Source organism: Pseudorhodobacter antarcticus, assembly GCF_900110135.1.
In the GTDB taxonomy this organism is placed as follows: Bacteria; Pseudomonadota; Alphaproteobacteria; order Rhodobacterales; family Rhodobacteraceae; genus Pseudorhodobacter; species Pseudorhodobacter antarcticus.
Map to the genome: position 1 here is coordinate 51,610 of NZ_FOCO01000018.1, position 17,167 is coordinate 68,776.

General features: G+C 60.2%; 20 protein-coding genes and 1 pseudogene. 4 read left to right on the top strand and 17 right to left on the bottom strand.

The window, feature by feature from the left end; genetic code table 11:
* Positions 1–28: 28 nt before the first annotated feature.
* The 8 genes from tilS to ybgC form a co-directional block, all read right to left on the bottom strand.
* Positions 29–1,258 (bottom strand): tRNA lysidine(34) synthetase TilS, encoded by a 1,230-nt coding sequence (gene tilS / locus BMY36_RS10680; RefSeq protein ID WP_050519832.1) that lies wholly within the window; start codon positions 1,256–1,258, stop codon positions 29–31.
* The gene (ybgF, locus tag BMY36_RS10685) at positions 1,249–2,061 is read right to left on the bottom strand and encodes a tol-pal system protein YbgF (RefSeq protein ID WP_082224852.1); all 813 of its coding nucleotides are present in this window, start codon (positions 2,059–2,061) and stop codon (positions 1,249–1,251) included. The genes tilS and ybgF overlap by 10 nt, the downstream gene beginning before the upstream one ends.
* Before the next feature lie 5 nt (positions 2,062–2,066).
* Positions 2,067–2,585: a peptidoglycan-associated lipoprotein Pal gene (gene pal, locus BMY36_RS10690; RefSeq protein WP_050519830.1), complete on the bottom strand. Its 519-nt coding sequence runs from the start codon at positions 2,583–2,585 to the stop codon at positions 2,067–2,069.
* A gap of 85 nt (positions 2,586–2,670) precedes the next feature.
* Entirely contained in the window at positions 2,671–4,008 is a 1,338-nt protein-coding gene (gene tolB, locus BMY36_RS10695; protein ID WP_050519829.1) for a Tol-Pal system beta propeller repeat protein TolB, read from the bottom strand.
* Entirely contained in the window at positions 4,005–5,102 is a 1,098-nt protein-coding gene (locus tag BMY36_RS10700; protein ID WP_050519828.1) for a cell envelope integrity protein TolA, read from the bottom strand. The genes tolB and BMY36_RS10700 overlap by 4 nt, the downstream gene beginning before the upstream one ends.
* A gap of 9 nt (positions 5,103–5,111) precedes the next feature.
* On the bottom strand, positions 5,112–5,588 hold the full coding sequence (gene tolR / locus BMY36_RS10705) for a protein TolR (RefSeq protein WP_050519827.1): 477 nt from the start codon (positions 5,586–5,588) through the stop codon (positions 5,112–5,114).
* Positions 5,589–5,591: 3 nt separating this feature from the next.
* Positions 5,592–6,287 (bottom strand): protein TolQ, encoded by a 696-nt coding sequence (gene tolQ, locus BMY36_RS10710; RefSeq protein WP_050519826.1) that lies wholly within the window; start codon positions 6,285–6,287, stop codon positions 5,592–5,594.
* Between the two features lie 120 nt (positions 6,288–6,407).
* Positions 6,408–6,800: a tol-pal system-associated acyl-CoA thioesterase gene (gene ybgC, locus BMY36_RS10715; protein ID WP_050519879.1), complete on the bottom strand. Its 393-nt coding sequence runs from the start codon at positions 6,798–6,800 to the stop codon at positions 6,408–6,410.
* A 124-nt stretch (positions 6,801–6,924) separates the two neighbouring features.
* On the opposite strand from ybgC, the gene BMY36_RS10720 reads away from it, so the two are divergent.
* Positions 6,925–7,233 carry a hypothetical protein gene (locus BMY36_RS10720; protein WP_050519825.1) on the top strand — a complete coding sequence of 103 codons (309 nt, stop codon included), beginning with the start codon at positions 6,925–6,927 and terminating at the stop codon, positions 7,231–7,233.
* 29 nt (positions 7,234–7,262) lie between these two features.
* Here BMY36_RS10720 and BMY36_RS10725 read toward each other — a convergent pair whose 3' ends face one another.
* The 4 genes from BMY36_RS10725 to ruvC all read right to left on the bottom strand — a co-directional run bounded on the left by BMY36_RS10725 (position 7,263) and on the right by ruvC (position 10,236).
* Positions 7,263–7,892, bottom strand: a complete 630-nt coding sequence (locus tag BMY36_RS10725; protein ID WP_175469282.1) for a hypothetical protein — start codon at positions 7,890–7,892, stop codon at positions 7,263–7,265.
* 102 nt (positions 7,893–7,994) lie between these two features.
* On the bottom strand, positions 7,995–9,023 hold the full coding sequence (gene ruvB / locus BMY36_RS10730; RefSeq protein ID WP_050519823.1) for a Holliday junction branch migration DNA helicase RuvB: 1,029 nt from the start codon (positions 9,021–9,023) through the stop codon (positions 7,995–7,997).
* A 3-nt stretch (positions 9,024–9,026) separates the two neighbouring features.
* Positions 9,027–9,704, bottom strand: coding sequence for a Holliday junction branch migration protein RuvA (ruvA, locus tag BMY36_RS10735; RefSeq protein WP_050519822.1), 678 nt, complete (start codon positions 9,702–9,704; stop codon positions 9,027–9,029).
* Positions 9,705–9,717: 13 nt separating this feature from the next.
* Positions 9,718–10,236: a crossover junction endodeoxyribonuclease RuvC gene (ruvC, locus tag BMY36_RS10740; RefSeq protein ID WP_050519878.1), complete on the bottom strand. Its 519-nt coding sequence runs from the start codon at positions 10,234–10,236 to the stop codon at positions 9,718–9,720.
* 310 nt (positions 10,237–10,546) lie between these two features.
* Here ruvC and BMY36_RS10745 point away from each other — a divergent pair, with 310 nt between their 5' ends.
* Positions 10,547–10,762 carry a DUF1127 domain-containing protein gene (locus BMY36_RS10745; protein WP_050519821.1) on the top strand — a complete coding sequence of 72 codons (216 nt, stop codon included), beginning with the start codon at positions 10,547–10,549 and terminating at the stop codon, positions 10,760–10,762.
* Positions 10,763–10,873: 111 nt separating this feature from the next.
* Here the strand turns inward: BMY36_RS10745 and BMY36_RS10750 are convergent, their stop codons facing one another.
* The 3 genes from BMY36_RS10750 to BMY36_RS10760 form a co-directional block, all read right to left on the bottom strand.
* Positions 10,874–11,260: a hypothetical protein gene (locus BMY36_RS10750; protein WP_175469283.1), complete on the bottom strand. Its 387-nt coding sequence runs from the start codon at positions 11,258–11,260 to the stop codon at positions 10,874–10,876.
* 84 nt (positions 11,261–11,344) lie between these two features.
* Positions 11,345–12,223 carry a 50S ribosomal protein L11 methyltransferase gene (locus BMY36_RS10755; RefSeq protein ID WP_050519819.1) on the bottom strand — a complete coding sequence of 293 codons (879 nt, stop codon included), beginning with the start codon at positions 12,221–12,223 and terminating at the stop codon, positions 11,345–11,347.
* Between the two features lie 53 nt (positions 12,224–12,276).
* Positions 12,277–13,503, bottom strand: a complete 1,227-nt coding sequence (locus BMY36_RS10760) for an MFS transporter (RefSeq protein ID WP_231579720.1) — start codon at positions 13,501–13,503, stop codon at positions 12,277–12,279.
* A 130-nt stretch (positions 13,504–13,633) separates the two neighbouring features.
* Between BMY36_RS10760 and BMY36_RS10765 the strand changes: the two genes are divergently transcribed.
* A complete protein-coding gene (locus tag BMY36_RS10765; RefSeq protein ID WP_050519876.1) occupies positions 13,634–14,707 on the top strand; it encodes a YeeE/YedE family protein in 1,074 nt (357 codons plus the stop codon).
* Between the two features lie 51 nt (positions 14,708–14,758).
* Positions 14,759–16,015 (top strand): D-amino acid dehydrogenase, encoded by a 1,257-nt coding sequence (locus BMY36_RS10770; RefSeq protein ID WP_050519818.1) that lies wholly within the window; start codon positions 14,759–14,761, stop codon positions 16,013–16,015.
* Between the two features lie 153 nt (positions 16,016–16,168).
* Here BMY36_RS10770 and BMY36_RS10775 read toward each other — a convergent pair whose 3' ends face one another.
* Both BMY36_RS10775 and BMY36_RS10780 read right to left on the bottom strand, forming a co-directional pair.
* Positions 16,169–16,744, bottom strand: coding sequence for a hypothetical protein (locus BMY36_RS10775; RefSeq protein ID WP_139194008.1), 576 nt, complete (start codon positions 16,742–16,744; stop codon positions 16,169–16,171).
* A gap of 101 nt (positions 16,745–16,845) precedes the next feature.
* Positions 16,846–17,167, bottom strand: a pseudogene (locus BMY36_RS10780) (integrase core domain-containing protein); the annotation flags it as partial.

A 17,167-nucleotide genomic window follows, 5' to 3' on the forward strand; every position in this document is an offset into this window, starting at 1 on the left:
ACTTAAAATAGACATAAGTTTCAACACTTCAATGCGATAGTACAAATTGCGTGAAAGACGCGACAATGCGCGCATCAAATCCTGCCTTAAATCCTGCAATTGGGGCAGAAATTAACGTCTCCCCCGCCCAAACTGCAGGCCCAACCTCTAACACATCGCGACAAATCCCCGTTTCGCGCCATCCTTTGCACTCAGCCAGACCCGCACCCAATGCTCGAACCTCCTGCCCCGGCCCAAACGGCCCGATGATCTGCCACCGCCCATCCCACAGCGCGCCCAGCACCGACACGCCCGCAAATCGCGCCTCGCGCACAACGCAAAACCCATCCGCCGTCATCCGCACCCGGCACCCTGCCAAAACTGTGTCCTTTCCCCGTTCCACAGCCTGCAAAACCCGGTCCACGCCCGCTCCACGCGGTGCCAACCCGCTGGAAACCCAGCGCAGCGCCGCAATCAACAGCCGCCGTTGCACCTCCGCGCCCGCAGCCCGCCACATCACACCGTCAAACATCACAGCGCCTGCATGTTCGCGGCACATACCGATCGCATCATGGGTCGACTGCTGCACCGCGCCCTGTGCCGCCGAAAGATTAACCATAACACCAGCCAACCCCTCCACTGTGATCCCCAAAGGTTGCAAAGCGGTTAACGCGCGCCGGGCTTTCACCCGCGTAAATCGGTCATTTTCATTGCTGGGATCGTCAATCCACCCCACGCTGCGCCGCACCAATTCCGCCCGTAGCGCCTGCCGCGTCACCCCCAAATAGGGCCGCAAAAACCGCACGCCACCCGTGTTCCAGCCCGCATGCATCCCAATCAACCCGTCAATTCCGGCCCGCCGCGCTAACCCCATCAGGAAGGTTTCCGCCTGATCATCCGCCGTATGCCCCAGCAAAATATGGGAAATCCCAAGGCCACACGCCCAATCAGCCATCAACCCATACCGCGCCCGCCGCGCCGCATCCATCAGGTTGCCCTTGATTTCACCATGCTGCCAAACCAACACTTGGTGCGGCACGCCAAGGCCTTCGCACGCCTGCGCCACGCCCGCCGCCTCTGCCGCCGACCCATCGCGCAGCGCATGGTCCACCGTCACGGCAAACAGCGAAATCCCGCACGTCCGCGCCACTTCCGCCATCACATGCAGCACCGCCATCGAATCAGAACCACCCGAGACCGCAACAGCGACTCGGGTGGGATTGTCGTTTGAAATCAACGCAGATTGCGCAATATGCGCAAGGTCACAGCCTACTGGCACCCCAGCCCCAGCGCGGCCGTGGCCGCCTGACCCGCCGCAGGATCGTTCGGAAACCGCACGCCAACCTCTTGCAACGTCACACAAGCTTCCGGCCCTTGGCCCAATTCCGCCAGCGCTTGGCCCACTTTCAACAGCGATTCAGGGGCCCGCGCGCCCGTCATATCGCCCGAAAACGCCTCCAACCACGCGCGCGCCGCCTCCGATGTTTCGCCCAAATTCGACAGCGCTTCACCTCGATAATAATGCGCCTCAGCGGTCAAGGGGCCGCCCGTATAGGTCTGGGCAAAGGTCGCAAAGAGGTCTGCGGCGCCGCGAAAGTCACTTTGACCGAGCACCCCCTTGGCCCGGTCAAAATCTGCTTGTTCATTGGTTGCGAGCGACCCGCCAGCAGCCGCAGCGGGTGGTGCCGCAATCGTCGGGGCAGCAAGCGCACCGCCACCCAGCGGGGCCGTCTGGCCAACAGCCCCCAAATCGCCGCCCTCTAGTTCCACCACCCGAAACTCCAGATCGCCCAATCGATTGGTGCCATCTGTCACCACCTGATTGATCCGAAATTCCAAATTTTCGGTCTTGGCCGTCAACTGCGCCAACGCCGCTTCAATTGCATCAACCCGGTCCAGCAGCGACCCGCCAAAATTGCCGCCCCCACTGTTGCCCGTGGTGGCGAGTTCCGACCGCAACCCCTGCACCGATGCCCCCAAACCCGACAGTTCCTGCCGAATATCGGCCAAGGTCTGCGCGCGGTCTTGCGCAAACCCTGCCAGCGGCACAACCGCTAGGATGATCGCAAATACCGCGCGCATCTGCATCAGCTGCCTGCGCCCACAGACAGAACCGTTACGGCGCGGCGGTTGCGGCTGTAACAATCTTCTGTCGAACACACTTCAACCGGACGTTCCTTCCCATACGATACTGTGCGAATCCGGCTCTCGCTTACCCCTTGCGACATCAGGAAATTCTGCGCTGCCGATGCACGCCGCGCCCCCAGCGCAAGGTTGTACTGCCGCGTGCCCTGCTCATCCGCATGGCCTTCGACGATCAGCGCGTAATCCGTGTTGGTCTGCAACCACTGCGCCTGACCCGTCAAAGTCTGGCGCGCTTCATCCGACAACGTGCTTTGATCATTGCCAAAAAACACCCGGTCACCCAGCGTTTGCTGGAAATACGCGACCGACCGCGGGTCATTCGTGCCGCCCAGGTTCTGGCTGTCAATGCCACCGGCACCCCCGGCACCACCAGCACCACCTGCCCCAAAACGGTCCGGGTTGTTACAGGCGCTCAGGCCCAGGGCCGCGATCAAAAGCGCTGCCTTCATTGCATATGACATAGTTTCGTCCTTTTTCTACTGGCCCGACTTGAGCAACTCTAACAGATTCAGATCGCCCTGTGAATCGGGCAATCTTCACAAATTCTTATGGCAACAGCGGCGACCATGACGGGTCCGACGCAGCCCCTTGGATGGGCACTGGGCGCAAATTTCGCCCCGTAATATCCACCGAATACAGCGACGTTTGCCCCGATGCCCCCGCCGTTTCGCGGCTGAACATAATCACGCGGCCATTGGGCGACCATGTCGGGCCTTCATCCAAAAACGATGACGTTAGCAACCGCTCCTCGGACCCGTCCACCCGCATCACGCCAATATGGAACCGGCCTTGGTGCTGCTTGGTGAACGCAATCAAATCGCCACGCGGGCTCCACACTGGGGTCGAATACCGGCCTGGCCCATTGGAAATCCGGCGCGGCTCACCGCCCCCTGCGCCCATGACGTAAATCTGCTGCGTGCCGGACCTGTCGCTTTCAAAGGTAATTTGGGCACCATCCGGGCTGTAATCGGGCGCAGTTTCAATTGACGGCGCATTGGTCAAACGCCCCAGCGCGCCCGATACCGTGTCCACCGTGTACAAATCCGAATTGCCGCCTTGTTCCAAACTAAACACCACCGTCCGCCCGTTCGGGGCAAAACGTGGCGCAAATGTCATGGTGCCGGGCTGGTCGCCCAACGCGCGCGACTGCACCGATGCTACATCCATCAGGTAAATCTTGGGGAACCCCGACTGGTACGACGTATACAAAATCCGGTCCCCTGTGGGCGAAAACCGCGGCGCCAGCACAATCGACCGGCTGTCGGTCAAAAACTGCACATTGGCCCCATCATAATCCATCACCGCCAACCGCTTGGCGCGCTCATTCTTTGGCCCGCTTTCGGCAACATACACCACGCGGCTGTCAAAATACCCGCCCTCGCCCGTAATCCGGCTGTAAACGGCATCGGCCACCTTATGCGCCATGCGCCGCCAGCTTTGCGGCGTGCCCGCAAACTGCAACCCCTCGCCCATCTGCTGCCCCGAGAAAATGTCGTAAAGCCGGAACTTCACCACAATCCGGTCGCCACTCGCACTCACCGCGCCCGTAATCAACGCTTGCGTGTTAATCGCTTTCCAATCGGCATAGGCGACGGGCGCATCAAACCCCGACACCCCGCTAATATGCGCGCTGGCCGGAATTTCGCGGAACAACCCCGTGCCCGCCAAATCCGAGGCTATCACCCGCGCAATGTCGCGCGCAAACGTGCCCGCACCGCCATTTTCCGCGATAAAATCGGGCACGGCAAAGGGCAACGGCTCAATCACCCCCTCTTTAATCTCGATCCGAAGCGGCCCGTTTTGCGCCATGACAGGGACAGCAAACACGCCACCCACCGCCAAAATAGCCGCAAACAAAAGGCCTAAGGGGCTCTGATAGGTCATTTGATCCTCATTCTCTCCGGGTTGAACACCAGTTCCAAACTACGCCATTCTTCATATTTTTCAGGGGGAAGGTTAAACCCATTTGCCCCGCAACGAATAACCGCCCGCCGCGCCGCCTCAAAGGCTTGGCGCGCCGCACCGTCCGATCCGCCCTCGTATTCCGTCATCCGCAACGATGTTGCATCGGGCTTGCCGTCTTGCCCCAACTCCACCGCCACCGTCACCGTCACTTGCAACGCCTCTGATGACAGCGAGCCTACGTTCCAACAGGCTTGCACCGCGACGCGCAACGCATCTTTTTCGCCCGATGTCATCGGGGGGCCGCTTGGCGCATCGGCGGACGACTCTGTTTGTGCCCCTCCGGTCGCCGCCGTTGTCGCCGCCAAGGCCTCGGCAATCGCATCGCGCGTGGCCGCCGTGGTCTGCGGGGCTTCCGCAGCCGGGGCCTCTGCCGCACGCGCAGGCCGCGCACGGGGCCGCGATGAACTTTGCGGGGCCAATGGTTCGGCCTTATTGGCTTCGGTGGCAAGCTCGGTGCCCGCCTCCTCCACTGCCGCCTCTGGCGTGGGTTCTTCCACCACAACCGCTTCAGGGGCTGCCTCAGGCGTCACGGCGGGCGCAGGTGCCGCCGCAATCACCGCATCGGGCGCAGGCGCATCGGTCGGGTCCGGGGCCACGCGGTCTGCGGGTTTCGGGCGCGGCCGTGTGCTGCTGGAAGGGGCCAAAACCGGCGGCTCCTCAGATATAACGGGCGATGGCGGCTCTGGGTCCACAGGCTTCGATGGCACGGCTTGTGGGGCCACTTCGGTCACATCCGGTTCTGGCGGCGGGGGCGGCGGCGGCTCGGCCACGGGTTCCACAACAGGCTCCGCCGGGGCGGCTTCGGGCACAGGGGCCACTTCGGGCACAGATTCAGGCGCGGGGGCCGATGGGGCCGCCGCCTGCAACGCAGCAAAATCGGCGCTGGAAATCAATGACACTTCGGTTACCGCAACCTCGGTGGTGTCATCATGCCGGATAAAAAACCCGCCAATCGTCACCCACAAGATCAGGCCGAAATGTCCGATCCCTGAATAAACTAAACCCTTGTCCATGCTTTTGGCCTAGCCGCCACTGGCGCCAAAAGACGGGCCATCCGGGTCCGTGACCAAACCAATGTTGCGAAAGCCCCCGGCATTCAACGCGCCCATCACCTGCGCCACGCGAGAATAAGGGATCGCGCCATCCGCGCGCAGAAAAATCTTGTCGCTCTCACGCTCCGCCGCAACGGCCTGCAATTTCGGAATCAACTCCCCATCCGCAACCTCTTGCGTCTGGATCATCACACGCCCATCCGCCGTCAGCGTCACCGTCAACGGCTCCTCTTGCTCGGATGGCAGCGCACTCGCCGCCGTTTCCGGCAATTGAATGGGCACCCCCACGGTCAACATCGGGGCCGCCACCATAAAGATGATCAACAACACCAGCATCACGTCCACAAACGGCGTCACGTTAATTTCGGCCATCGCCGCAGATTTGCCGCGCCGCCGCCCGCGCCGCCCGCCCCCGCCGCCCGATTTTTGCACAACACCCCCGCCCATGGCTCAGGCGTCCAACTGGCGGGACAAGATTGTGGCGAATTCATCCGAAAACGCTTCATACCCGCCGATCAAATGCTCTGCGTCCGCGTTCAACTTGTTGTAAAACACCACCGCCGGAATCGCGGCCACAAGGCCAATCCCCGTGGCCAACAACGCCTCGGCAATACCGGGCGCCACAACGGCCAAACTGGTGTTCTGGCTGATCGCGATTTGTTCAAACGAATGTTTGATGCCCCAAACCGTGCCAAACAACCCGATAAACGGCGCTGTCGCCCCTGTGGTCGCCAAAAACGACAACCCCTCGTTCAAGCGTTCGCTTTGCTTGGAAATCGCCACATCCATGCTACGCTCAATCCGCGCCTGCGCGCCCGCGATCAACCCACCATCATCGCGGTGGCTGCGCCGCCACTCCAGCATCCCCGCCGCAAAAACCTTTTCCGATGACCCCACAGGGTCCGGCCCGATTTTCTCAAACAACTCGTCCAGCGGCTCGCCCGACCAAAACGCTTGGTCAAACACATTCGCCTCGCGCCGCGCCAATCGGTAGGCAATATGCTTGCGCACGATGATCGCCCATGACCAAAACGACATCACAAACAGCATCAGCATCACCAGCTGCACCGTAAATGTCGCCCGCACAAACAGCGCGATCAGCGAGAAGTCAATATCCTGCGCCGCCGCAAGGGTTTCCGTTTCCATATCGCCTGCTCTTTATTTTTGGGCCGTTTGCCAGCCATTGCTTCGGTGATTCTATCTGTTTTCCCGATGGAAAGCCAATAGATCATCGCACAGCCGCGCGAAATCCCGCCGCAACCCTTGTCACATCACTGTGACAGCCGCCAAAACCACGGCAGGAAACCGCACCGCCCGCCCCGCATCACTCAAACACACCAGTTGAACCTCCGCCTCAAACAGCAGGGCATCACCACGCCAAACCGTCTGCGCCAACGTCAACCGCGCTCCCGTCGCTGCCAAAACCTGCGTGCGCACCTGCAATTCATCGTCAAACACCGCAGGCCGCACATAATCAGCCACCACGCGGCGCACCGCAAACACGACCCCTTGCGCCCGCAGCGCCGACTGGTCCACGCCAAGGCCGCGCACCCATTCACTGCGCGCGCGCTCAATGAACTTCAGATAATTGGCATAATACACAATCCCCGCCAGATCGGTGTCCTCATAATAAACCCGCAGGTTGAAAACATGCATCATTGTTGCCCCTAGCGCCGCAATCATACTTTGATTTGTCACAATCTGAACCGGAATACACCCAAGATTGGCCGGATTGTCCCGTCATACAGGTGTTATCGAGCAATAATTGTTGAAGAGGTATAAAATGCGTAAAGTTTCGATCATCTTGGCAGCATCGGTCCTGACCCTGCAAAACTCCGGCGCCCGCGCCCAGTCCGCACTGACAGACGCGGCACATGTCATGCCGCCCCTCTCCTTTGTTCCCCTGCTGGTCTTGGCGGGCATGGCCTGCCTGCTGCTCCTCGCTCACGCACCGCTCACCACGCCAGATTCCCAAACAGGTTCCAAAACAAGCTGGTCGCGCCGCAGCGTTCCCAGCTTCTGGCCCTCCCAGCGCACCACGTTCGCAATCCTCGCGGTGGTCACCGTTGGCGGCGCTTTGGGCCTCGCCTAAACCCTTTCGCGCGGCCCTGCCCCAAACGGTCAGGGCTGCCCGCCCAACCCCATCCGCGCCACAAGGCGCAAGGCATGGCTCGCATCGCGCGCCACCACAGGCATCACCGGGTCGTAACACGCCCGCACCAAGGCCCCGATTTCAGGCCGCAACACCACCCGCCCGCTTGCATTCGCCAAGGCGCGCCGCCCGTCAAACCCCACATCCGACCACAGCAAAATCACCTGCACCGCTTGGGTCAACGCCAAAACCTCCGCAGGCACCTCCGCCAATTCCGCATCCAGCCGCACAAACACAAACGCGGCCTTGATCGCGCCCGACGCCTCAAACCGAAACGCACGGTATTGGTTCGCGCGCCCCGCCTCCAACCGCCCCAACAGCGCCTCCAAGTCCGGGATCAACTCTGCCAGACGCGGCACCCCGCGCAACTCATCCCATTCCCGAACAAAGAAAAACATCAGGTTCGCGCCCAGCTCGGTGTCCAGCACGTCCATCTTATGCCCCGCCAACCCGACCACGGCCTCAATTGCCCCCTTCACCACGGGCAACGTGTCATCGGCCAAACCAAACACCACAGGCACAATTGGCCGCCCCCAGCGCGCGCATAAATACGCCCCATCGCCGCGCGTAAACAGCGCCTCAATCTCACCCGCGTCCATCACTCACCCTCAATTTCATCTTGGCCTAAATACCTAAAACGACCGCCCCAAAACCCAGCCCCAACCAACAAAGGCCGTAGGGTGGGTGCAACCCACCGCCCCTCACCCCGCCTCAAACAAATCGCTCTGCCCCGGTGGTTTCGGCGCTTCCAACCCCAAATGCCGCCACGCCCGCGCCGCCAACATCCGCCCGCGCGGGGTGCGTTGAAGCAACCCTTGCTGCAACAAAAATGGCTCAATCACCTCTTCCAACGCATCGCGCGCCTCGCTCAGCGCCGCCGAGATTGTCTCAACCCCCACCGGGCCCCCGCCATAATGCTCCGCCAGCAACATCATGTACCGCCGGTCCGCCCCATCAAGCCCAAGGTGGTCCACCCCCAACCGCGTCAGCGCCCGGTCCGCAATCGCTTGGGTCAACCGCCCGTCCCCTTCGACCAGCACAAAATCCACCACCCGGCGCAACAACCTACCCGCAATCCGGGGCGTGCCCCGCGCCCGTTTGGCAATCTCGCGCGTGCCTTCGGGGTCCGACGGTATGCCCATCAACCGCGCGCCCCGCGTCACAATCAAATCCAACTCATCCTCGGTGTAAAACACCAACCGCGTCGGGATGCCAAATCGGTCGCGCAGCGGCGTGGTCAACAACCCCAACCGCGTCGTCGCCCCCACCAGCGTGAACGGCTGCAAATCAATCCGCACCGTGCGGGCGGCGGGCCCCTCGCCAATCACCAAATCCAGCGCAAAATCCTCCATCGCCGGATACAGCACCTCCTCCACCACAGGGGAAAGCCGGTGTATCTCGTCGATAAACAGCACATCATTGGGTTCCAGATTGGTCAAAATCGCCGCCAAATCCCCCGCCCGCGCCAAAACCGGCCCGGATGTCATGCGAAACCCCACCCCCAATTCGCGCGCCATAATCTGCGCCAACGTGGTTTTTCCCAGACCGGGCGGCCCATGAAACAGCGTGTGGTCCATCGCCTCGCCCCGAATTTTCGCAGACTCGATAAACACCCGCAAATTCGCGCGCGCCTCCGCTTGGCCCACGAATTCCTCCAACACCTGCGGGCGCAACGCGCGGTCGGCGTCCCCGGGCAATCCTTCGGGGCGCAAAGTCGGGTCAGATTGCATCCGTTATCCTTTCGGGGCCAACAGCTTTAACGCGGCCCGAATCAACGCGCCCGTGCCCGCATCCGGCACCTCGCCCGCCGCCTGCGCCACCGCTTGCGCCGCATCGCCATGCCCATACCCCAGATTGATCAGCGCCGACAACGCCTCCGCACTCGCCGCCGCGCGCAACGCCACCCCTGCATCCGGCTTGGCCACTTTGCGCACTGTGGCCGCAGGTTCCAACACATCATCCTCCAACGCGCCCGCCAAACTTGCAGGGTTCGCGCCCATCGCCATCACGCCGGGCGCTTTGGCCTTCAACTCCAACACCACGCGCTGCGCAATTTTCGGCCCCACGCCGGGTGCCGCCTGAATGGCCTTGGCATCGCCCAGCGCAATCGCGCGCGACACGCCTTCCGGCCCCAAACTGCCCAAGATCGCCATCGCGGCCTTGGCCCCCACGCCTTGCACGGTCACCAACAGCTTGTGCCACTCCTTTTCCAACATCGTGGGAAAGCCGAACAGCTGCAACAAATCCTCGCGCACCACCAATTCGGTGAACAGCGCCACCGCCTCGCCCACACGCGGCAGCCCCGCCAGCGTCCGGTCGGACACATAAACAATATACCCCACGCCCCGCACATCAACCAACACATGGTCGCCGCCCCGATACTCCAACCGCCCCGCAATTTTGCCAATCATGCCTCACCCCTTTTCATCCGGCCGCCCTTTTCAACGCCGCCTGCAACCGGTTCGAACTTTGCAAATGATGCGCATGGCAAATCGCAATCGCCAGCGCATCCGCCGCATCCGCCCCCGCAATCACCACGCCGGGCAGATGGATCCGCACCATATGCTCCACTTGGCCTTTGTCCGCGTGCCCCGCACCCACCACCGTCTTTTTCACCGCGTTGGGCGCATATTCCCCCACCGTTATGCCAAATTGCGCTGGCACCAACAGCGCAATCCCCCGCGCTTGGCCCAATTTCAAGGTCGCCACCGCATCCTTGTTCACAAATGTATTCTCCACCGCCGCTTGATCGGGCGCATATTGCTGCAACACCGCCGTCAACTGCGCGTGCAAACTTAGCAACCGCGCCGCCAAATCACCCGAATCAGGTCCCGGCGCTGAATGGCAAATCCCGTTGGCCACATGCGTCAACCGCGACCCGGCCACGTCAATCAGCCCCCAGCCAAGGTTGCGCAACCCCGGATCAATCCCCAACACCCGCATCAGTGCCCCCTTATTATCGTTAAAATGCGAATAGCACGAATAGGGAACATCCGCCAAGCGCTTTGCAATCCACCGCAAGAACCCCCTTTAATTGCTGCACCTGCACAATATTCGGCACTTCATATCCTAAAACCGACACAAACCGCCCGCGCCTTAGAAACAAGGCGGAATTGCGGCAAACAGCCATGCAATCCCTGCATCACAGCCATGCCATTTCTGTGGATTGTTTTGCAGTTGCAGCACGCCTATTTGCCCAATACCGAAACACCAAGCCGCTTAAATAAGCAGCTTACAAACAAGGAAAACCGCAATGGCCGCTTACCAGTCGACCCGTACCGCGCCGTTCGGCGCAATCGCAACCTACAGCTTCATCCGTTTCATCAGCAACATCGCAAATTCCGTGATTGCTTGGAACGACGCCCGCGTCACCCGCAACTCGCTTGGCAAATTGTCCGACCGCGAACTGGATGACATCGGCCTGACCCGTGGCGACATCGCCGACATCGCGAACCTGAACCGCATTTGACCCTTGGCGCATATGCCCAAAGGTCCCCGCGTTCCCCACTTCGCAACCTAAAAAGGCCGCCCTCGTACCCCGAGCGCGGCCTTTCGCTTTTCCAATCCAAATTCTAATCCGTTACCGCAGCGATGTCAGGCTTTCACGGATCGCCCCGGCCACCCAGCGCGTCGCCGGATCGGCCTGCATAATCGCAGCCCCCAGCCGGTCAAACCCCTGCCCGTTTTGCAATTCGCTCACCCGCGCCTCATAGGTCTGCGGGCCAACAAAATAATACACAGTGCCTTTCAGCGCGATGCCCGCCAAAATGATAAAAGCGATCGGAAAGATCAGCTTGATCCGGGTCGCGCGCGGCGTCCGCCGGTAATCTGCCCGGCTCAACAATCCCGCAGCGACAAAGCCTTGGCCACGCGCATGCGCTTTGTTCAATCGCCCCACGCGCTCGTAAAAGTCCTGAATATTAGGGTCAAACATATAACCATCCAAACCGTGCCTACGTCTGGCCATAAAGCCATAAGATCTTGGCAAAACTTGGACAAAACCGCGAGAAATGAACCCTAAATGGCCTTGTTCTCGCCTCAATTGGCCCGATTAAGTCCGGCGCAGCACCAATGCCGACCATTCACCCAAATCTTCACGCGAAACGGAAACAAACCCCTGTGCATGATACGCCGCCTCAATCGATTCGGCCTGCACCACCAGCAGCCCCGACAAAATACACAGCCCATCCTCGGCAATATATTTCGCCATATCCGGGGCCAGTTCGACCAACGGGCCTTTCAAGATATTGGCAAACACCAAATCAAACGGGGCCGCGTCGCGCAGGCGCGGATGCGCAAACCCCGCCGCCTCCAAACATTCCACCCGGCCGTCCAGATCATTGATCGACATATTGGCCCGCGCCACATCCACCGCCACTTGGTCAATATCGCTCGCTATCACCAGCGCATCGGGCAACACCCGCGCCGCCGCCAGCGCCAACACGGCCGTTCCGCAGCCAATATCGGCCACCCGCGACGGCGCAAATCCAGTGTCAATCAAGCGATCAAACGCGCGCAAACAGCCCAGCGTTGTGCCGTGATGCCCCGTGCCAAACGCCACTGTCGCCTCAATCTGCAACGGCACGCGCCCTGCCTCGGTCGGCACTTTATCCGCGTCATGGCTGCCATAGACAAAAAACCGACCCGCCTCCACCGGGGCCAATTCGCGGCGCACATGCGCCACCCAATCCACCTCCGGCAGTTCAGATATCGCAAAGGGTTTTGCGTCAAAGGCCACTGCCAGCACTTCCAGCGTCACCAAATCCGGCGCTTCCAGAAAATACGCGCCCACTTCCCACAGCCCGCTGCCGTCCTCAATCTCGAACACGCCCACGCCTGTCGGCTCCGGCTCCATCCGTTCCATCGCTTCAGCCAGCGCTTCGGCGGCGTCTTGGCCTTCCAATGTGGTCAGGGCGGTATAGGTGGGCATCGCAAAACCTCCGGTTCAAACTGCCAGCGGCCTAGCCCTGCCGGCATCCAGCGTCAAGCCGCAAGGCTGCGCGCCGCCCGCCGGGCCGAGAAAATCGTCTCGTTCCCGTCGTCCGGCTCATCCGGGACCAACAGCGCCAGCAGCATCGAAATCAATGCCAGCACAGCCGCCAACGCAGACACCACTTTGGGCGACAATATCCACAAATACCCCAGCCCCGCAGGCAAAAACACCGCCGCTATATGGTTGATGTTAAACGCCACCGCCGCCGTTGGCGCGATATCCGCTGGGTCCGCAATCTTTTGAAAATACGTCTTTATCGCAAAGGCCATGCTGAAAAACATGTGGTTCAACACATACAGCGTCGCCGCCACATGCCACGACCATTCATAAACATACAGCATACCATAGCCGATAAACACGGCCGTCAGCCCGCCATATTCCACCACCAGCATCCGCCGTTCGCCAAACCGCGCAATCCAGCGCCCAATTGTCGGCGAAATCAGCATGTTGATCATATAGGTCACCATGAACAGTGCCGTCAGCGCGCGCACATCCATGCCATAGCGTTCCACCATCATAAACGCCGCAAACACCACAAAAATCTGTCGCCGCGCCCCCGACATAAACTGCATCAAATAATACAGCCAATACCTGCGCCGCAGCACCATCGACTTGTTCTGCGGATTGGGCGCTTCGAACTGTGGAAACGCCAGCGCGCAGTAAACCGCAATCGCAATGGTGACAAACCCCGCCACCATAAAAACCGTGTTATACGACAGCTCCAACCAGTGCCACGTCACCACGATCAACCCATAGGCCACCAGCGACGCGCCCGCGCCCACGGCTGCAATCTTGCCTATCATCTGCGGCGCAATCTTCTTGTCAATCCATTGCAATTGCAGGCTTTGGTTCACCGTTTCAAAGTAATGAAACCCGATCGACGACAGCACCGTTACCACCAACAACCCGCCAAAACTCGGGAATTGCGCCGTGACCGCCGTGGCCACCCCCAGCAAAATCAGCGCCACAATCGCCAAAACCTGCTCGCGCATCACCAGCAACACGGCGATCACCCCAATCGCCAAAAACCCCGGAATTTCGCGCACCGTGTGCAGCCAGCCAATCTCAACCCCGGTAAACCCCGCCGCCTCAATCACAAAATTGTTCAACAGCGCAGACCAAGTGGCGAATGATATCGGCATCGCCGCCGCCATCAAGCACAGCAAAAACAACGGCTGCCGCCAAAACGGCAGATCAGCGGTCGCGGAAAGGGGCATCATGCGCAGGGCCATTTCCCAGCATTAACCCTGAATCCTTAACCAATCTATACTGAAATTGTACCAATCTGATCTGCATCAATCCCCTCACATTCAACCCATGCTATACGATCCAAAAATGGAGGCTGCGATGGACTTGATCCCCCTGATTGACCGCATTGGCGAAGGGCCCACCGCCGCCCTGTTCGGCCTTATCACCGGTCTCATTTTCGGCGTGGCCGCCCAACGGTCAAAATTCTGCCTGCGTGCGGCCACCGTCGAATTTGCCCGCGGCCAGCTTGGCCCCCGCATGGCCGTCTGGCTCCTCACCTTTTCCACGGCCCTCGTCTGGGTCCAAGGCGCGCAAATCCTGGGCCTTTTCAACGCGCAAAACGCCCGCATGATGGCCGTCCCCGGTTCGTGGTCGGGCGCTGTCATCGGCGGCCTCATTTTCGGTGTCGGCATGGTGCTGGCGCGCGGTTGCTCTGGCCGCCTCCTCGTTCTCGCCGCCTCCGGCAACCTGCGCTCCATCTTTACCGGCCTTATCTTTGCGGTCACCGCGCAAATGGCGCTGCACGGCTGGCTCGCCCCCCTGCGCGACCGCCTCGCCCAACTCTGGACCACCACAGGCGGCCGCAACATGGACCTTATCGCCGCCCTCCACCTGCCCCAAATCAGCGGCCTCGCCCTCGGGCTTATCCTCGCAGCCCTTGCCCTCGCCGTCTCCGCCCGCAACAAAATCTCCGCTCGCACGCTCATCTTTGCCTCCGGCGTCGGGTTCGCGGTCGCCACAGGTTGGGTCCTCACCTTCACCCTCGCCCAAGTCGCGTTTGAGCCTGTCGCCGTCACCTCCGCCACCTTTTCCGGCCCTTCCGCCAACACCCTCATGTTCCTCCTCACCCCCAACCCCGTTTTGGAATTTGACGTGGGCCTCATCCCTGGCGTGTTCCTTGGCGCGTTCCTGTCGGCCATCACCGCGCACGAGTTCAAATTTGAAGGGTTCGACACCGCAGGCAACATGCGCCGCGCCATGATCGGCGCGGTCCTGATGGGTTTTGGTGCCATGCTTGCCGGCGGTTGCGCGATTGGCGCAGGCGTCACCGGCGGCTCCATATTTGCAGGCACCGCATGGCTTGCCCTCTTTTGCATGTGGATCGGGGCCATGATCACCGATTTCGTGATCGACCAATCCCCCCACCCCGTAACCGCCAAGTCTGGCGCTTGAATCCCCACGGTCCCCGGCGCAGTATCGCCCCAAACCAAAAGGGGACATTGCATGAAAATCATCGTCATGGGCGCAGGCGTCATCGGCGTCACCACCGCCTATTACCTCGCCAAACAGGGCGCGCAAGTCACCGTGCTGGACCGCCAACCCGGCCCCGGCCTTGAAACCAGCTACGCCAACGCGGGCGAACTCTCCTACGGCATGACCTCCCCTTGGGCCGCACCGGGCATCCCGATGAAAGCCGTCAAGTGGATGTTTATGAAGCGTAAACCCCTCTTCATCTGGCCCCTGATCAGCCCCACCATGTGGAAATGGGGCTATGACATGGTGCGCAACTGCAATCCCGAAAGTTACCGCATCAACAAAGGCCGCATGGTCCGCATCTCCAACTATTCGCGCGATGTGATGCCCGAATTGATCACAGACACCGGCATCGAATACGATGGCCGCGAACAGGGCACGCTGCAACTGTTCCGCACCCAAAAACAACTCGCAGGCTCGCAGGCCGACCAAGACATCCTGTCCGAATACGACAGCCCTTTTGAGGTGCTATCCCCAGACGGCTGCATCGCCGTTGAACCCGCCCTCGCGCAAGTCCGCGAAAAATTCGTGGGCGGCCTGCGCCTCACCGCGGACCGCACGGGCGATTGCCGCACTTTCACCATCAAACTCGCCGAAATCTGCGAGGCGATGGGCGTCGAATTCCAATACGGCCAGTCCATCACCGAAATCACCATTGAAAACAACCGCGTGGCCGGTATTGAAACCGAAATCGCAGGCCGCTTGACCGCCGATGCTTACGTTTGCGCGCTCGGCAGCCACGCCCCCCGCCTTTTGAACCCCACCGGCATCCGCCTGCCCGTCTATCCGGTCAAAGGCTACTCCGTCACCCTGCCCGTCACCGACGATGCTATGGCCCCCCAATCCACCATCATGGATGAGACGTATAAAGTCGCCATCACCCGCCTTGGCGACCGTATCCGTGTGGCTGGCCAAGCCGAAATCGCAGGCTACTCCAACCGCCTCGGCCCCCACGCCACCGACACCGTGCGCCACGTCATAGGTGACCTGTTCCCCAAAGGCGGCGACCTCAGTAAGGCCGAAGGCTGGACCGGCCTGCGCCCCATGACCCCCGACGGCACGCCGGTCTTGGGCGCATCCCGCTACTCCAACCTGTTTTTGAACACCGGCCACGGCACATTGGGCTGGACCATGGCCTGCGGTTCGGGCCGCGCAGTCGCCGACGTGGTGCTGGGCAAAACGCCGGAGATTTCGTTTGAGGGGCTGACAGCGGAGCGGTATGCGTGAGGGGGCGCAATCGCATCGCCAAAAGTCACCGCGCCCCCACGGGGTGGACGAGAAGCGCCCGCCCCGTGGGGGCTGTTCGGGCGCTGCCCGTGCAAAGCACGGGCAAAGAAGAATATCAGGCACTTGCACGAGCCTAGCAACTTATCGAAACGGCTAAGACAAAAGGGTATTGCGCGCAACCAGCATCGCATCGGCGAGATCAGCTTGAGACTGGGCAAACCTAAGACCATGAATCAGATGTGCCAATCGTTCTTCTTCAACGAAGAGAACTGAGAGTTGAAGCATCAACTTAAATTCTATCCTGCCACCAACAGCTTCGAAATATTCGGTACGAGAACGCACCCTATCGCCGTACGCAGACATAAGGTTTCCCCGATACTCATCAACTTTTGCATCAGAAATATCAAAATTTAACTCGTGCGCAAACTTATTTCTTAGGCGATTTAAATTGCTTATGGACGCAAAACTACCTTCAGACAGAACTCCCACGCCGTAAAGCAAGGTGGCTTTATCCAACGAACTCATTCTTTTTGCCCCAGAGCGTACAGCTTTTGGCCTGACGCAAAAATCCTCAAGGAATACATCCAAGACGTGATCCAAATGGATGTGAGCAGCAATAGCACAAGCCCAGTTAGGACTTTTGAGAACTAGTTCGTCAAACTTATCAATCTCGTACGACCTATGCCCCATTGCAAATTTCACAATAGCTTCTGAGTCTGCTTCAAGCATGCTCTCAAGTGACGTTTTTTGGAGAAATAGCTTTATAATCTTTGGATTCATTCAAATAACGCGGTAATCCCCCCATTTTTAGTGGGGTGCGATCGTAGAATTCACGCGGCCATTTTCAGTTTCATTGCGGGTGTTATGCCGCCGATGCCCATGTTGGGGCGGTCGTTGTTGTAAGTCCACAGCCATTGCGTGGCGTAATCTTGGGCCTCCTCGATGCTTTCGATGATGTATTGGTCCAGCCATTCATGCCTTACGGTGCGGTTGTAGCGTTCGATATAGGCGTTCTGCTGCGGCTGGCCGGGTTGGATGTGCTGGATGGTAACCCCACGTTTCACAGCCCATTTCATCCGTTGCCCGACAGACGATGCGTGCATCGCCGAGAGGGAGCTTTTCACTGATGTATTCGGGGCCATTATCGACCCG

Bases quoted from the DNA above. Each gene is read 5' to 3' on its own strand.
- ybgF (WP_082224852.1), bottom strand. From the start codon at position 2,061: ATGCGCGCGGTATTTGCGATCATCCTAGCGGTTGTGCCGCTGGCAGGG.
- pal (WP_050519830.1), bottom strand. From the start codon at position 2,585: ATGTCATATGCAATGAAGGCAGCGCTTTTGATCGCGGCCCTGGGCCTG.
- tolB (WP_050519829.1), bottom strand. From the start codon at position 4,008: ATGACCTATCAGAGCCCCTTAGGCCTTTTGTTTGCGGCTATTTTGGCG.
- BMY36_RS10700 (WP_050519828.1), bottom strand. From the start codon at position 5,102: ATGGACAAGGGTTTAGTTTATTCAGGGATCGGACATTTCGGCCTGATC.
- tolR (WP_050519827.1), bottom strand. From the start codon at position 5,588: ATGGGCGGGGGTGTTGTGCAAAAATCGGGCGGCGGGGGCGGGCGGCGC.
- tolQ (WP_050519826.1), bottom strand. From the start codon at position 6,287: ATGGAAACGGAAACCCTTGCGGCGGCGCAGGATATTGACTTCTCGCTG.
- ybgC (WP_050519879.1), bottom strand. From the start codon at position 6,800: ATGATGCATGTTTTCAACCTGCGGGTTTATTATGAGGACACCGATCTG.
- BMY36_RS10720 (WP_050519825.1), top strand. From the start codon at position 6,925: ATGCGTAAAGTTTCGATCATCTTGGCAGCATCGGTCCTGACCCTGCAA.
- BMY36_RS10725 (WP_175469282.1), bottom strand. From the start codon at position 7,892: ATGGACGCGGGTGAGATTGAGGCGCTGTTTACGCGCGGCGATGGGGCG.
- ruvB (WP_050519823.1), bottom strand. From the start codon at position 9,023: ATGCAATCTGACCCGACTTTGCGCCCCGAAGGATTGCCCGGGGACGCC.
- ruvA (WP_050519822.1), bottom strand. From the start codon at position 9,704: ATGATTGGCAAAATTGCGGGGCGGTTGGAGTATCGGGGCGGCGACCAT.
- ruvC (WP_050519878.1), bottom strand. From the start codon at position 10,236: ATGCGGGTGTTGGGGATTGATCCGGGGTTGCGCAACCTTGGCTGGGGG.
- BMY36_RS10745 (WP_050519821.1), top strand. From the start codon at position 10,547: ATGGCCGCTTACCAGTCGACCCGTACCGCGCCGTTCGGCGCAATCGCA.
- BMY36_RS10750 (WP_175469283.1), bottom strand. From the start codon at position 11,260: ATGGCCAGACGTAGGCACGGTTTGGATGGTTATATGTTTGACCCTAAT.
- BMY36_RS10755 (WP_050519819.1), bottom strand. From the start codon at position 12,223: ATGCCCACCTATACCGCCCTGACCACATTGGAAGGCCAAGACGCCGCC.
- BMY36_RS10760 (WP_231579720.1), bottom strand. From the start codon at position 13,503: ATGCCCCTTTCCGCGACCGCTGATCTGCCGTTTTGGCGGCAGCCGTTG.
- BMY36_RS10765 (WP_050519876.1), top strand. From the start codon at position 13,634: ATGGACTTGATCCCCCTGATTGACCGCATTGGCGAAGGGCCCACCGCC.
- BMY36_RS10770 (WP_050519818.1), top strand. From the start codon at position 14,759: ATGAAAATCATCGTCATGGGCGCAGGCGTCATCGGCGTCACCACCGCC.
- BMY36_RS10775 (WP_139194008.1), bottom strand. From the start codon at position 16,744: ATGCTTGAAGCAGACTCAGAAGCTATTGTGAAATTTGCAATGGGGCAT.